The organism is Kribbella sp. NPDC056951, assembly GCF_042674205.1.
Classification (GTDB): Bacteria; Actinomycetota; Actinomycetes; order Propionibacteriales; family Kribbellaceae; genus Kribbella; species Kribbella yunnanensis.
The window spans coordinates 56,222-70,588 of the sequence record NZ_JBHUQZ010000005.1; the positions used below are offsets into that span (position 1 = coordinate 56,222).

Here is a 14,367-nt window from a genome sequence, read left to right on the forward strand (position 1 = left end):
GGTCGTCCCGTGCGAAATTCCAGCACCGGCCGGCCGATCATGGCTGCGCTGGATCTGCTCGGGCGTCGCTGGATGTTGCGGGTGTTGTGGGAGCTGCGCGACGGCCCGGTCGGGTTTCGCGACCTCCGGGATCGGTGCGACCAGGCGTCCCCCACCGTGCTCAGTACCCGCCTGAGCGAGCTCAGGGAAACGGGCCTCGTCACCCAGGACGAGGCCCGCGCCTATCTCCTCACGCCGCTCGGGCGCGAGCTCTACAGCTCACTCGAGCCCTTGCAGCGCTGGGCCGACCGATGGTCGGACTCGGCTAGGGGTAGTTGACCCATTGGGCCTTGTTGGTTTGGGAGTTGGAGGGGCCGCCGGAGTTGTTGATGACGTGGGCGATCGTGCCCTTGCCACCCAGTGACACCGTGACCATGTTGTGGAACTTCACATTCGGTTTGTTGGGGACTTCGAAGGCGCGTTCGGCGACTATGGAGGCGTCGGAGGTGAAGACGCAGTAGCTGCCTAGGCCCCAGGCCTCGTGGGTGTTCACCGAGTCTGCGACCTTGTACGCCGCATAGCCTCGGGTGGAGCCGTTCATCCAAGCGGCCTGGTTGGGCGGGTCGTACGGCAGTTCGTTCTGGTAGAAGTACGTGCGGCCGCCGTTGCCGTTCCAGATCGTCTGGTACTTCTGGTAGTGCTCGACGAACAGCCCGTACGCCGTGACGTCGTCGCCGTTCACGACGAGTCCGGTGTCGGCGGTGTTGGTGCCCCAGCCGACGCCGATCGAGTGGTCGCCGCGCCAGAGCCAGGCGTGGTCGAGGATCACGTCGTCGCTGTTGATCCGCAACGACTCGGTGGCCTTGCCGACGGCGGAGCCGCCGATGCGGAAGTAGATGTCGTGCAGCGAGGTCGGGTTGGCGCTGTGGTCGGCCGACGAGTTCGTCGGGCCGAGTTCCATCAGCAGTGGCGAGTTGGTCGGGGCCGCGTCGATCAGCAGGCCGGCGATCTTCACGCCGTCCACGTCGGCGACCGACAGGGCCGACGTACCGTTGGTAGGCATGATCGTGGCCAGGCCGAGTCCGAGGACGACGGTATTGGCGCGGGTGACCCGCAGGGTGTCGCTCAGCTTGTAGATGCCGGGCGTGAACAGCAGGTCCTTACCGGCGGCCAGTTCGGCGTTCAGCGTGGCCGCGGTGACACCGGGCTTGGCGATGTAGAACTGACTGATCGGCAGCGACTGACCGGGCGGCGTACCGTTCGCCCAGCCCGGACCGGCCGAGTTCGACTTCAGCGCGGGGACGAACACCTGGTAGGCACCGGCGCTGTCGACGTACAAGTAGGGCTTCTCGCGGATGATCGGGGTCTGCGCGACCTTCGTGTACGGCGGCTCCGGGAAGCTGCCCGCGGGTGCGTTCTCGGCGCCGACGAAGACCATGTTCCAGTTCTGACCGGTCCAGCTGCCCCAGCGCGTGTTGCGCGACAGCCACTGCTGCTGGCTACCGGACCGCACCTGACCGTCGACGATCGTGTCGGCCATGAAGCCGCCGCTCGACCAGCCGCCGTCGTCGAGCGCGAGGTTGCCCTTCAGGTGGATCCGCCGGTACGCCGACGCCTGGCTGACCGCCCAGCGGTCGAGCCCGCCTGGCGGGGTGACTGTGAGGCCCTCGGCGCCGCGCCAGAAGTTGTGCGTCGCGTTCTGCGGCGGGAACCAGTCCGCCTCGACGTGTACGGCGCCATTGATGTTCACACTGCCCGGCGTGAGGCCGAGACCGGCGACCTGGGTGAAGAACCCGACGTTCGCGCTGACGTTGTAGGTGCCGGGCTTGAACAGCAGGGCGTACCGCTGCTCGCCGTACTGGTTCTCCTCCTGCTGGTTGAAGACCTGGTCGAGCCGCGACTGGATCTGGCTGGCCGGCATCGACGGGTCGAAGACGGAGACGTTCGGGCCGAAGTCCGGCGTACCGGGCGGGTTCGGCGGAGTGTCCACTGAAGTGATCCTGAACGATTGGGCGGCGCTTCCGTTGCAGGCGAACTGCACCAGCTGGACGCTGTCCGCGGTGGAGGCCGACGGTACGTCGAGACACTTGCCGCTGTGCCGGTTCACCAGGTGGTAGGCGCCATCCGCCTCCTCGACCGGCAGCCACTGCTGGTTGTTGCCACCGCCGTACGCCCAGAGGTGGACCAGGGCATTGTCCGCGGTCGAGACGTTGGAGACGTCGACCACCTGAGCCGGAGCGGTGCGCACGTTGACGCGCACATACCCGCCGCTGGTCGGCTGGAACTGCCACTGCTGGGCGGTGCTGCTGTTGCAGGCGTACTGCTGCACCACGGTGCCGTTCGCCGTACCGGCTGCACGCGTGTCGAGGCACTTGCCGCTGTGCTTGGCGGCCACGGTGTTCCACGCGGTCGGCGAGATGGCAGCGGTCGCCGACGGCGGGTCGATCAGGGTCAGTCCACCGGCGACGAGACCGGCCAGCGCCGCGGCGATCACGACGGTACGCCGGCGCCGGGTACGCGGCGGCGGGCGGAGTGGGGCGGCTCCGGGCATGAGATCTCCTCGAGTGGGCGGCAGAGGTGCGCCTAGGAAAGCGGATTCCCACACTTAATTCAAGACCTGACCGAAGTTCCGGAACTAGGCTCGGTGCATGCGGATCTCGGTTTCGTCGGATATGGACCTGCCCGTCGCACGCGCACTCGTCGCGGAGCTGACCAAGCGCGGGCACGAGGTGAGCGCGCATGGAGCGCTCGAGCCCGGGAGCGATCCGCAGTGGGCGGTTTGCTCGGAGGCGGCAGCCCGAGAGGTGGCCGACGGTACGGCGGATCAGGCGGTCGTGTGCTGCTGGACCGGTACCGGCGCATCGATCGCCGCGAACAAGGTTCCGGGCGTGCGGGCCGCGCTGTGCACCGACGCCTACACCGCCGACGGCGCGCGGCAATGGAACGACGCCAACGTGCTCGCACTCAGCCTCCGACTCACGTCCGAGCCGCTGCTCGAGGAGATCCTCGATGCCTGGTTCGCCGGGACCCCGAGCGCCGACGAGACCGATCGGATGAATGTCGAGCGCGTCAGCAATTAATGCACCATTCATTCCATTGACACGTTCTGCGCGCCGTCCGCAAACTCCCAGGCATGACGGCAGAGAATGGACTGAATTCATTCTTTACAAGGAATGAAATTCGCGTCGGACTGGTCGGCGCCGGCAGCGTCGCCGCGGTGTACGTCGAGGCCGCGGCAGGGCTTCCCGGGATCGCGATCACGGCGATCTGCGACGTACGACGGGAGGCCGCCGAAGCACTCGCCGTACCGCTGAATGCCAGCGTGTACGGCGATCACCGGGCGATGTTTGCTTCCGGCAACCTCGATGCCGTCGTGATCACCTCGCCGCACTCGCTGCACACCCCGATGGCCGAGGACGCGGCGGCCGCTGGGCTGCACGTGCTAATGGAAAAGCCGATGGCTACCACCGTGGCCGATTGCCGGAAAATGATCAAAGTCTGCGCCGATTCCGGTGTCCGGCTGGCCGTCGGTAATCTGCAGCGATTTGTCCCGGCGGTCCGGCAGGCGCGCGACATTCTGCGCTCCGGGCAACTCGGTCGCCCGTTGCTGATCACCGAGCGGCGTGCTGTCCGGTACGACCCCGACTCCCGCCCAGCCTGGTTCTTCGATCCCGAGTTGGCCGGTGGCGGCATCCTGATGAACATCGGCGGCCACAGCATCGACAAGGCCCAGGTGCTGACCGGCGAGAAGGTCGTCGCGGTGAACGCCCGGACCTGGCGCCGGCCCGGGATCGCCGTCGAGACCGAAGCCTCCGGCGTGATGGAACTGTCGGGCGACACCCAACTGACGTTCTCGATCACCAGTACCGGCCTGCCTCCGCAGGACGAGACCGAGGTGATCTGCGAACGCGGCGCGCTGCGGCTGTCTCACACCAGCGGGCTGTGGATGTTCCACGACGGTGAGTCCGTCCACCTCCGGGAGCGGACCGGCCACGACGAGATCGTGACCGCCTTCCGCGACCAGCTCGCCGATTTCACGGGGAGCGAACCCCCGAGCGTCACCGGCGACTACGGCCTGTCGGTCGTCGCCGCCGTCCAGGCTGCCTACGACTCAGCCGCCGATCGATCCCTGCAGCGAACGGAGTACTGATGAACCTCAACCGGATCACGCAGGCGGCACTGGCCGCCGGGCTCGCCCTGGCCACTCTCGCGGCCTGCAACAGCACTGGCGGCAGGCCGGAGACCGAGGATGGTGTCGTCACCATCAAGTGGCAGGGCTACAGCCAGGAGCGGCTCGAGTTCTACAAGGAGGCCGCGGCCGAGTTCCGCAAGGAGTTCCCGAACATCAACGTCGTCCCCGAGGAGCTGGCCGAGGCCGACTACAAGCAGGCGTTGCCGCTGAGCTTCCGGAGCAAGAACTCCCCCGACATCTTCACCTACACCTGGCCGGCCGCCGGTGCGTACTTCGAGCTGGCCGATGTCATCGGCAACAAATGGGCCGCGCCGCTGGACGACTCGGTGCTCCCGGCCGACTTCCGCTCCCGCTTCCGCGACACTTCGAATCTGATGGAGCCGATCTACAGTCAGGGCGGCAAGATCTACACCACGCCCCGGCCGCCCGCGACCGGCACGATCGGCTTCGGCTACATGTACTTCAACAAGGACGTGATCGCCAAGGCCGGCCTGACCGGCAAGCTGCCGGCAACCTGGGCCGAGTTCACCGCCGCCTGCCAGGCGATCAAGGACAAGGCCGGGGCGAGCTGTCTGGCCCAGTCGACGCAGGGACCCGACGAGATCGAGCGACTGCTCACGACGTTCGTCGGAGTGAACAAGAAGGGCTACACGCCGACCAAGGTCTCCCTGCAGTCCGGCAAGTTCACCGAGACGTCCGATCCGCAGTTCGTCGAGGCCCTGCAGTACATCCGCTCCTTGTACGAGCAGCAGTACGTCTTCCCCGGCCAGTACGACAAGATCGCCGCCCGCCAGGCCGTCGTCGGCGGCAAGGCCGCGTTCTACTTCGACGGCGGCTGGATGTCGTCGGTCTTCCCGCAGACCTTCAAGTTCAAGAACTTCGGGGTCGCGCTGCCGCCGGCCAAGACCACCGCTGCACCAGGCGGGTACGCCGGCCGGATCGCCCAGGGACCGCCATTGCCCGAACTGTTCATCAGCTCGCAGAGCAAGCACCCGAAGGAAGCGACGCAGTTCCTGGAGTGGATGACCCGGCCGAAGGGCTGGTTCTCCGAACACTTCACCGCGAAGGGCTTCGACCTGCTCCCCTGGATCGACCCGGCCGACGCGGCCAAGTGGCTGCCGAAGGAGAACCTGGCTCGCGAACTGCTGCCGCTCGACCCGAAGGTGCATGTCCTCGCTCCGGTTCCGGCGCTGAAGTGCCCCGACCTCGCCAAGTCCGAAGCGATGAGCAAGGTCGACCGGATCCAGGAGAACCTCGTCTACAGCACGGTGAACAAGTACCTGCAGAGCGGCGGCGACTGGCCCGCACTGGCCAAGGGCATCGAGGACAAGCAGAACAAGGTCTTCGAGGCCCAGCTCAGCAAGGAGGCCGCGTCCGGGCTGAAGGTCTCGACCGACTGCTACGCCGAGCCTGACTGGGACGGCCTGACTCCGTTCAAGTTCACCAGATGACCCGCCGGAGCGACGTCGGCTGGATCTACCTCGTGATGGTCCCGTTCATCCTGCTGTTCCTGGCCTTCACGGTCTGGCCGCTGGTCCGGACCGTGCAGTTCAGCCTGCACGACTTCGACGGGATCGGCGCCCTCGGCGACTCACCGAACGTCGGCCTGGACAACTACAAGACCGTCCTATCCGACCCGCTGTTCGGCAAGGCATACGCCAACACCTGGGCGTTCACGATCGGGCAGACGCTGATCAAGCTGCCGCTGTCCTTCCTGATCGCGCTGCTGCTGACCCGTCCGTGGCTGCGCTGGCCGGCGTTCTTCCGGACCGTGTTCTTCCTGCCCTGGCTGATGCCGGCGTCGATCGTGGCCATGGTCTTCTACTACCTGCTCAGTCCCTCCGACGGAGCGATCAACCACCTGCTCACCACGCTGCACCTGGTCGACCAGCCGGTCGACTTCCTCCGGTCCGGACCGATCGCGTTCAGCACGATCGCCGTCATCTCGACCTGGCAGATCATGGGCCAGTACGTGATCTTCTGGATGGCGGCCCTCCAGCTGGTACCGCGGAACCTCCTGGAGGCCGCCGAGGTCGACGGCGCCGGCGCGCTGCAGCGGCTGTGGCACATCACCCTGCCGCTGGTTCGCCCGATGGGCGTCGTGATCGCATCCCTCGGCCTGATCTGGTCACTCGGCATCTTCGACTGGATCCAGATCCTGACCTCGGGCGGCCCGGGCACCGACACCTACGTCATCAACTACTACGTCTACGAGATGGCCTTCACTCAGGCCCGCCCACAGTTCGGTACGTCGAGTGCCGCGGCCTTCGTGTTCGGAATCACCGTGCTGATCGTGTACGCGGTCGTCGGCAAGCTGGTCGGCCGGGCGCAGCTCAAGCGGAAGGACTACGGGGTCTAGTCATGCGCACCCAACGATGGACTCCACGCTCGGTCCTGCTGGTCGTCGTACTGCTGGCCGTCTCCTTCATCTACCTCTACCCGTTCCTGTGGCCGGTGTTCTCGTCGTTCAAGTCCTCCAACGAGATGTACACGGCAGGCTTCAAGCTCTGGCCCGAGCACTGGACGACCGAGAACTACGGCCGAGCCTGGACCACGGCGAACTTCAGCCGCTATCTCTTCAACTCGGTCTTCTACAGTACGGCGAGCACCGCTCTCACCGTGATGTCCGCGGCCCTCGCGGGCTACACGCTCGCCCGCTACAAGTTCCCCGGCAGCCGCCTGATCGGGATGATGATCCTGGCCTTCCTGTTCATGCCGACGGCAACGAGTGTGCTGCCGGTGTTCGAGCTGATCCAGACGATCGGTCTGCTCAACACTGTCTGGGGTGTCCTGCTCGCCCTCACCGGCGGCGTCGGTTTCAGCACGCTGTTGTTCCGCGGGTACTTCAGCGCGATCCCCCAGGAGCTGTTCGATGCGGCCGCGATCGACGGCGCCGGCTTCTTCCGCACCTTCCGGCTGATCTTCCCGCTGGCCAAGCCCATCATCGCGACAACTGCGATCCTCGGCTTCACTTCCAGCTGGCAGGAGTACTTCGTCCCGCTGATCTTCACCCTCGGCGATCCCGATCTGCGCACGGTCTCGGTCGGCCTGCGCGCCTTCACCCAGCAGTACAGCGTCGACCTGTCCGGCTTCGCCGCCGCCGTCACCCTGTCGATGGTTCCGATCGTTGCCGTCTTCCTCTTCTTCCAGCGCTACTTCATCGAGGGCCTATCCGGAGCGGTGAAGGACTGATCCGAACTTTCCCCCGAAGCGTCACGTCTCACGGGTTACCAACGGGGTGACGTGAAATTCTGGGGGAATTTCGATGAGCGCGGTACTGACGCATGTCCAATTACCGGAGGAACTGCCGGCGGCACGGCGGATTCTCAAGCATCCACGACTGATGCAGAGTCATCGACTGACTCTGCTCGTCGTTCTCAGCAACGCGATCCTGCTCGGGATCGGCCTCGGGAACCACTGGTGGGGTTCGGTCGTTAATGTCGCATTGATTGCCCAGATCAACTTCGCATTGGGCATTCTGATCCGCCAGCAGTTCTTCGTGAATGCGTTGTGCAAGCTGGTGATGCGGGCACCGAAGTCGTGGCCGCTCAAGCTGCGCTGGACCCTTGCCAAGGGCTACCATCTCGGCGGCTTGCACGTGGGTGGCGCGATCTGTGGGACCTTGTGGTTCTGGGCGCTGACCGTGGTGGCCATCGGCCAGGTCGACGCTGCTCTGCAGGTGACGTACTGCCTGCAGTCGCTGCTGTTGCTCGGGATCGTGATGACATCGCGGCCGAAGTTCCGGGCCGAGCATCACGACCTCTTCGAACGCATGCACCGGTTCGGCGGATGGACACTGTCTGGGCTGTTCTGGATCAGCGCGCTCCAACTCGCCAGCGCCTCGACGATCATCGTGCTGACCATCACCACGGCCAGCTCGCTGCTCCCGTGGACGATGTTGCGGCGGATCCCGGTCGACGTGATCCGGCCGTCGTCACACGTCGCGCTGGTGAGCAGCAATCGCTTCCGGCCGATGGCAGGTTCGACGCGGGCGATCGCCCGGCACCCGCTGCAGCAGTGGCACAGCTTCGCGGTGATCCCGACGCCCGGCGCACCGGGGTTCCGGATGGCGATCTCGCGGGCCGGTGACTGGACCAGCGACTTCATCGACAACCCGCCGTCGCACATCTGGGTGCGCGGGATCTCGACCGCCGGCATGGCCAACTACGGCAGCGTCTTCAACCGAGTCGTGTACGTCGTGACCGGCAGCGGGATCGGTCCAGTTCTGGCCCACATCCTCGCCAACCGGGTGCCGATGCAGCTGGTCTGGGTCACCCGCAACCCGGTGAAGACCTACGGGCAGTCGCTGGTCAACGAGATCCTCGCCGCCCAGCCCGACGCGATCATCTGGGACACCGATGCCAACGGCAAACCCGACATGGTGAAGCTTGCCTACTCGGCGTACGAGTCCTCGGACGCCGAGGCCGTGATCTGCGTGTCGAACCGCAAGGTCACCTGGTCGGTGGTGCACGGGATGGAGCGGCTCGGAATCCCGGCCCTGGGACCGATCTGGGACTCCTGATCTCATTTGAGGCCGGAGTGCGCGAGGCCCTCCACGAACTGACGCTGGGCGAGGACGAAGACGACCAGCATCGGTAGCACGGTCATCGTCGCGGCGGCGAGCTGGGTGTTCCACATCTGGCCGCCGTATGCGTCGGTGAACCGGGTGAGCGCCTGCGGCAGCGTGAACAGCTCCGGCGAGGTGATGTAAACGGTCGGCTCGAGGTACAGGTTCCACGACGCAAGGAAGGTCAGGATCGCGACCGCTGACAGCGCCGGCTTGGCCAGCGGCAGGCAGATCCGGAGCCAAATCCCCGGTCTGCCGAGTCCGTCCAGCCGAGCCGCCTCCTCGAGCTCCACCGGGAGCGCGATGAAGAACTGCCGCATGATGAACGTTGCCAGCACACACGGCGCCGCCAGCGCGGTGACCAGGATCAGCGGCCAGTGCGTGTTGATCATCCCGGCCCGTTTGAACAGCTGGAACAGCGGCACGATCGTCACCTCACTCGGCACCAGCAGCCCAGTCAGTACGACGAGGAACAACGCGTTCGCCCCGGGAAACCGGATCCGCGCGAACGCGTACCCACCCAGCGCCGACACCACCAGCGTGATCAGCGTGACCAGTACGGCGATATAGACGCTGTTCACGTATTGCCGAGCAAACGGCTGGAAGCTGAACGCCTCGCCGTACGCCGCCAGCGTCGGATGCTTGGTCCACGGCGACAGCGCAAAGATCTCCGGCAACGGTTTGACCGACGCGGCAACCATCCACACCGTCGGCACCACGAACGGGATCGCCAGCACGGCTAGCGCCAGCACGAGTAGTACGCGCCTACTCCTCATAGAACACCCATTTCCGGCGCAGCTGCCATTGCAGCAAGGTCAGCACCATCACGAAGCTCAGCAGCATCAGCGCCAGCGTCGAGCCGTACCCGATGTCGTTGAACTTGAAGGCCTGCTGGAACACGTTGTAAACGAGCACGGTCGTCGACAGCTCCGGCCCACCTGCCGTCAGTACGGCGATCTGCGCGAACGACTGCAGTGCGCCGACGATCGTCACGATCACCGTCAGCAGAATCGTCGGCGAGATCAGCGGCAACGTGATCCGCCCGAACACCGACCGGCTGCTCGCACCATCGATCCGCGCCGCCTCGTACAATTCCCCCGGCACCCCCTGCAGCGCGGCCAGGAACAGCACCATGTTCACCCCGACACTGCGCACCACCTGGGTGAAGATCACCGAGATCATCGCGGTGTCGCCGTGCTGCAACCAGTTCGGACCGCCGCCGAACAGACCGTTGATCGCGCCGTTGTCCTGCAGCAGGAATCCCCAGACCAGCGTCCACGCGACCACCGACACGACCACGGGCGAGAAGAACAACGTCCGGAAGAAGGTCACCCCACGGAACTTCCGGTTCAGCAGTACGGCGATCAACAACCCCAGCGCGATGTTGAGTACGACGACTCCACCGGAGAACAAGGTGGTTGCCAGCAGCACCTTCGGCAACTGCGGATCATCCGCCAGCGCCGCATAGTTCGCGGCACCGACGAACGTCTGCTGACCGGTGAACACGTTCCAGTCGTTCAGGCTGTACCAGATCGCCATCCCGACCGGCAGCAGCACGAACAACGCGACCCCGGCCAACTGCGGAAGGATGAACACATACCCCGTCAGGACATCGCGGCGCCGGATGGTCCAGTACGACATCACTTGTCCAGGACGGGTTGGATCGCCGTACAAACCGACTTCAGTACGGCGGGGATGTCGGCGTCCGGTGTCCACAGCGCATCCAGCGCGGTCTTGCCCTTCTGGGCGATCTCGGCCGGGTTGGTGTGGTTCGGCAGCGTGACGGCGTTCGGCAGTTGGTCGACGACTGCAGCCTTCAGTTGGGCGGCATTGAGCACCTTGTTGTTCGCGGCAAGTTGTGGGCCGGTCAGCAGCGACTTGCGGGGCGGCGGGAAGAACTGCGCGAGCTTCGCGGCGTTCTCCGGATTCGACAGGTAGGCCAGGAAGTCCACGGCCTGGTCGCGTTGCTTGCTGGAGGCAAGTACACCCACGCCGGCCTGGCCGATCACGGCGTACTTGCCCTTCGGCCCGGCCGGCAGCGGGTGCAGCGCGAACTTGAACGACCCGGTCAGCAGCGACGCGCGCGACACCTGCGCGACAGTGAACGCCGCGTCACCGGCGAAGAAGTCGGCCGTCACGCCAGGACCCGGCATCGCCTTGGTCTTGAAGGCGGCATCATGCAGGAACGTGAACGCCTGCTGCATCTCCGGGCTCGCGAACGTGCACGTCTTGCCGTCCGCACTCCACGCCGACGCGCCCCAGCCGGTCCAGACCGTGGCCAGCGTGTTCCAGGCCTTGTAGTCGAAGTCGCGAACGACGAAGCCGGCCTTGCCGGTCTTGGCATGGACCGCAGCACCGGCGGCTGCGACCTGGTCCCAGGTCAGTTTGGCCGGGTCGATCTTCTGCCCGGCCTTCGCCAGCAGGTCGGTGTTCACGTACAGCGCGAACGGCGAGTTCGAGAACGGATACGCGTAGAGCGTGCCGTCCTTGCTGAACTCCTTGGCCGCGCTGTCCACCAGGTCGTCGTACTTCCAGCCCGCGGTCGCCTTCAGCGGATCGGTCAGCTCAACCAGCGCGTCGGCGGCGATCAGGTCTCGCGAGATATCGCCCATCCAGGCCAGGTCGGGCGCGTTCCCACCGGCGATCTGAGTCGTCAGCGTCGTGTTGTAGTCGGCGAACGGCAGGCTCTCGAACGTGATCGAGCTGACCTTCGGGTGCTCGGCCCGGTACGCGTCGGCGATCGAGTTGAGCAGCTTCAGCTGGGCCTCGTTCGAGGTCCAGACCGTCATCCGCAGTTTCGCGTCGGCCGCCTTGTTCGCCGTTTCGGTCGCGGGTGCTCCGCAGCCTGCGAGGGCGAGAGTCGCCACCAAGGCGACCAGCTTTCGTGCAGTGGTCATGAAGGTTCCTTCGAGTCTAGTAACCGGCGACTTCCGGCCAGTGGAGTTCGACTCCGGCCTCGGTCAGCCGGCGCTGGAGCTGCTCGATCTGGGCCGGGTCGGCCGCGAGCTGCTGCGGGCTGATCCCGTGGTCGAGGCAGAACGCGGCGAGCTCCCCTGTGGACTCGCCGATGTTCCACTCGACCGGGTGCAGCCGGTAAGCACCGTTGGTGATATGCGTCGTACCGATGTTCTTTGCTGCAGGCAACAGGTTCTGTGTCGCGACCGGGACCAGCGCGCCGAGCGGGATCTCGAACGGCGCACAGTCGACGTCGATGTAGTTGTCGCCGCCGGTGGACGGATGCAGGTCGATCCGGTACATCCCGACCCCGACCGACCCCTCGAACCGCGCCGGACCGTCGTACCCGCGGACCTTGATCGATACATCCTGTTCGCGAACCGTGCTGATCGCTTTGATCCGGCGGGACTCCCGGATGTACGGCGCCTGCGCGAACCCGTCATCCGTCCCGACCACATCCGGCCGCAACCGGAGTCCGGGCCAGCCACGGCCGCCATCCGGCCGCGGCGCCTCGGTCTGCAACCAATAGACGTAGGCCCGCGACTGCGCCTTGGCGGCGGCCAGGTGCACCGCACGGTCCTCGAAGTCGATGATCGAGCCACCGACATAGTCGAGCTGCGGCCAGTTCGCCAGCACGATGTCGCTGTCGTAGAAGCCGTCCGCGAAGGTACTCCGGGCCGCGATCCGCCGGAACAGCCAGAGATCCCGGTCCCCCGGATCGAACCGCGGATCCCCGGTCACGTCACGCTCCGGGTTGACGTTCATGGTCCGGTCCTCCGGGACCAGGGTGCGCGGGTTCGGCGCAGTGAACGACAGCATCGGCGCGCCCCAGTACGGCAGCTCGAACGAACGCCAGTAGTCGTAGTCCACCGGCCGCTCGATCGTCTGGTCGCCGGCCACGTGATCGAAGGCGAAACACCACGCGATCGACTGCACGTTGCCGGGATCGGCGACCTCGGCCGCACTCGGCTCCCCCGTGTCCGCGCGACTCTCGGCTCCGACGACGAACGCCGTACCGGTCATCGGCAGCAAGTCGCCGGTCTCGGTCCCGTCCACGAAGAACTCGGCCGCAAGCTCGGTCTCGGCCCCGGTCCGCAGGTCGGCGACCGTGACGACACGGACCGACGTACCACTCATCTCGGCGGAGACCGGAACCACTGGCTGCAGGACGGTCAAGCGGCCAGTCGATCGGTACGGCGCCAGCTGCGCGGTGATCACGGCGTTCGCGACCCGCGGTTCGTGGCAGAGCTTGCTGACCCGGCCGCGGCCCGGATTGAGCTCGCGGTCGATCCGGGCGGACACGGACAGCGGGTAGTGGTCGCGGTAGTACTTCCGGATGTCGTCGCGCAGGGCGCGGTAGCGGGCGGTGATGCCGAACTGCTCAACCCAGATGTGCTCATCGGGCGGCACGGCCTGCGAGGTCAACTGACCACCGAGCCACGCATACTCCTCGGTTAGCACCACGCGCCGACGACGCTGCAACAGCGCGAGCGCAGCGGCGACCGCCCCGAGACCGCCGCCGATAATCGCCACGTCGGTAGTGATCCGCCGCGTCACGCCTGGGCCTTCCGCGGCACGATCGTCTCGCTGGATCGCACCTCGGCCACCAGCAGCCGCCGGATCTCCAGCGTGTGCCACTCACTCGGATCCGTCGCGATGAGCAGCTGCAACAGGTCAAGGGCCTCGGCGGCAAGTCGTTCCCTAGGCACGTGGAACCCCGCCAGCGCGCGTCCCTCGACGCGATGCCCGCGCACCTCGGCCAATGCCGCCACCGAGATCTCATCGGGTACGCCGATGCCGGCCGCGGTCAGCGAGTGCACGACATCCTCGGTCAGGAACGCATCCTCGCCCAGGATCACCGTGGCACCAGTCGCCTGGGCCAATCGCGGCAGCTCGGGAATGCGCTCCTCGCCGACCAGCAGGAACGACAACCGCCCTTCCGCGGACGCAGCCTCCACCGCCAGCCGTCGATCACGCGCGGTCGGCGTATCGGTACCGCGATGCACGTACAGCGCCTGTTGGTGGCCGTGGGCAACTGCTTGGTCCATCAGCTCGTTGGCCGGCGTGACGTAGTCGATCGCGACATACGGTACGGCGGCCGCGGTCTCGTCCCGGCGTCCGATCGCCACGAACGGGAACTGCTCGGCGACCAGTCGCTCCAGCTCGGACGCGACCATCTGCTGACCGAGCAGCACGCAGCCGTCGGTCAGCCGCAGGCGGGTCTTGCGGTGGAAGAGACTGCGGGTGCCGTTCTCGACCGGTGAGGAGGTGAAGAACAGCAGATCCCAGCCGACCTGCTCAGCGGCGCGCTCCAAACCATTGAGCAACGGACCGTAGAAGTCCATGCTCTCCGGGGACAACGCGGCCTCGTAGGTGAACAGGCCGATGATCTGGTTGTCCAGCCCGGCCAGCCGGCGCGCGGCCGGGTCGGCGACATAGGTGAGCTCCTCGATCGCCGCCTTCACCCGCGCCCGGGTCTCGGCCGGGATCCGCACGTTCTTGCCGTCGCGGTCGTTCAGCACCACCGATACGGTGGTCTGGCTGACGCCCGCGAGCTCGGCGATCTCGCGCTGGGTCACCCGGCGAGGCTTCGATGGCATTCGCTCTCCTGATAATGCGTATCTGCAGTGGATTGCCACGACCCTAAGGCGATCCTCATGAAAGCGCAACACCC

The 14,367-nt window shown here is 66.2% G+C and carries 13 protein-coding genes; 7 read left to right on the top strand and 6 right to left on the bottom strand.

The genetic code is table 11. The features are described from left to right. The first annotated feature begins 9 nt into the window (after window positions 1–9). The gene (locus ACFTSF_RS21155) at window positions 10–318 is read left to right on the top strand and encodes a winged helix-turn-helix transcriptional regulator (RefSeq protein ID WP_380155358.1); all 309 of its coding nucleotides are present in this window, start codon (window positions 10–12) and stop codon (window positions 316–318) included. Here ACFTSF_RS21155 and ACFTSF_RS21160 read toward each other — a convergent pair. Next, window positions 305–2,530 (bottom strand): RICIN domain-containing protein, encoded by a 2,226-nt coding sequence (locus ACFTSF_RS21160; RefSeq protein WP_380155359.1) that lies wholly within the window; start codon window positions 2,528–2,530, stop codon window positions 305–307. The two genes, ACFTSF_RS21155 and ACFTSF_RS21160, sit on opposite strands and share 14 nt — an antisense overlap. A 97-nt stretch (window positions 2,531–2,627) precedes the next feature. Between ACFTSF_RS21160 and ACFTSF_RS21165 the strand changes: the two genes are divergently transcribed. The 6 genes from ACFTSF_RS21165 to ACFTSF_RS21190 all read left to right on the top strand — a co-directional run bounded on the left by ACFTSF_RS21165 (window position 2,628) and on the right by ACFTSF_RS21190 (window position 8,693). Next, window positions 2,628–3,059: an RpiB/LacA/LacB family sugar-phosphate isomerase gene (locus ACFTSF_RS21165; RefSeq protein WP_380155360.1), complete on the top strand. Its 432-nt coding sequence runs from the start codon at window positions 2,628–2,630 to the stop codon at window positions 3,057–3,059. A gap of 53 nt (window positions 3,060–3,112) precedes the next feature. Further along, window positions 3,113–4,129: a Gfo/Idh/MocA family protein gene (locus ACFTSF_RS21170; RefSeq protein ID WP_380155362.1), complete on the top strand. Its 1,017-nt coding sequence runs from the start codon at window positions 3,113–3,115 to the stop codon at window positions 4,127–4,129. Further along, a complete protein-coding gene (locus ACFTSF_RS21175) occupies window positions 4,129–5,622 on the top strand; it encodes an ABC transporter substrate-binding protein (protein WP_380155363.1) in 1,494 nt (497 codons plus the stop codon). The genes ACFTSF_RS21170 and ACFTSF_RS21175 overlap by 1 nt, the downstream gene beginning before the upstream one ends. Next, on the top strand, window positions 5,619–6,530 hold the full coding sequence (locus tag ACFTSF_RS21180; protein WP_380155364.1) for a carbohydrate ABC transporter permease: 912 nt from the start codon (window positions 5,619–5,621) through the stop codon (window positions 6,528–6,530). Before ACFTSF_RS21175 ends, ACFTSF_RS21180 begins: the two co-directional genes overlap by 4 nt. Before the next feature lie 2 nt (window positions 6,531–6,532). Continuing rightward, the gene (locus ACFTSF_RS21185; RefSeq protein ID WP_380155365.1) at window positions 6,533–7,363 is read left to right on the top strand and encodes a carbohydrate ABC transporter permease; all 831 of its coding nucleotides are present in this window, start codon (window positions 6,533–6,535) and stop codon (window positions 7,361–7,363) included. 73 nt (window positions 7,364–7,436) lie between these two features. After that, the gene (locus ACFTSF_RS21190; RefSeq protein WP_380155366.1) at window positions 7,437–8,693 is read left to right on the top strand and encodes a hypothetical protein; all 1,257 of its coding nucleotides are present in this window, start codon (window positions 7,437–7,439) and stop codon (window positions 8,691–8,693) included. Window positions 8,694–8,695: 2 nt separating this feature from the next. On the opposite strand, the gene ACFTSF_RS21195 is transcribed toward ACFTSF_RS21190, so the two are convergent. Genes ACFTSF_RS21195 through ACFTSF_RS21215 form a run of 5 tightly spaced genes read right to left on the bottom strand, consistent with a single transcriptional unit; the run spans window position 8,696 to window position 14,293 of the window. Next, window positions 8,696–9,514, bottom strand: a complete 819-nt coding sequence (locus tag ACFTSF_RS21195; RefSeq protein WP_380155367.1) for a carbohydrate ABC transporter permease — start codon at window positions 9,512–9,514, stop codon at window positions 8,696–8,698. Next, on the bottom strand, window positions 9,504–10,379 hold the full coding sequence (locus ACFTSF_RS21200) for a carbohydrate ABC transporter permease (RefSeq protein WP_380155369.1): 876 nt from the start codon (window positions 10,377–10,379) through the stop codon (window positions 9,504–9,506). Before ACFTSF_RS21200 ends, ACFTSF_RS21195 begins: the two co-directional genes overlap by 11 nt. Continuing rightward, the gene (locus ACFTSF_RS21205) at window positions 10,379–11,635 is read right to left on the bottom strand and encodes an extracellular solute-binding protein (RefSeq protein ID WP_380155370.1); all 1,257 of its coding nucleotides are present in this window, start codon (window positions 11,633–11,635) and stop codon (window positions 10,379–10,381) included. The genes ACFTSF_RS21200 and ACFTSF_RS21205 overlap by 1 nt, the downstream gene beginning before the upstream one ends. Window positions 11,636–11,651: 16 nt before the next feature. Continuing rightward, window positions 11,652–13,250 carry an FAD-dependent oxidoreductase gene (locus ACFTSF_RS21210; RefSeq protein WP_380155371.1) on the bottom strand — a complete coding sequence of 533 codons (1,599 nt, stop codon included), beginning with the start codon at window positions 13,248–13,250 and terminating at the stop codon, window positions 11,652–11,654. Continuing rightward, complete coding sequence (locus tag ACFTSF_RS21215; protein WP_344148791.1) at window positions 13,247–14,293, bottom strand: LacI family DNA-binding transcriptional regulator; 1,047 nt, start codon at window positions 14,291–14,293, stop codon at window positions 13,247–13,249. Before ACFTSF_RS21215 ends, ACFTSF_RS21210 begins: the two co-directional genes overlap by 4 nt. Window positions 14,294–14,367: the final 74 nt, after the last annotated feature.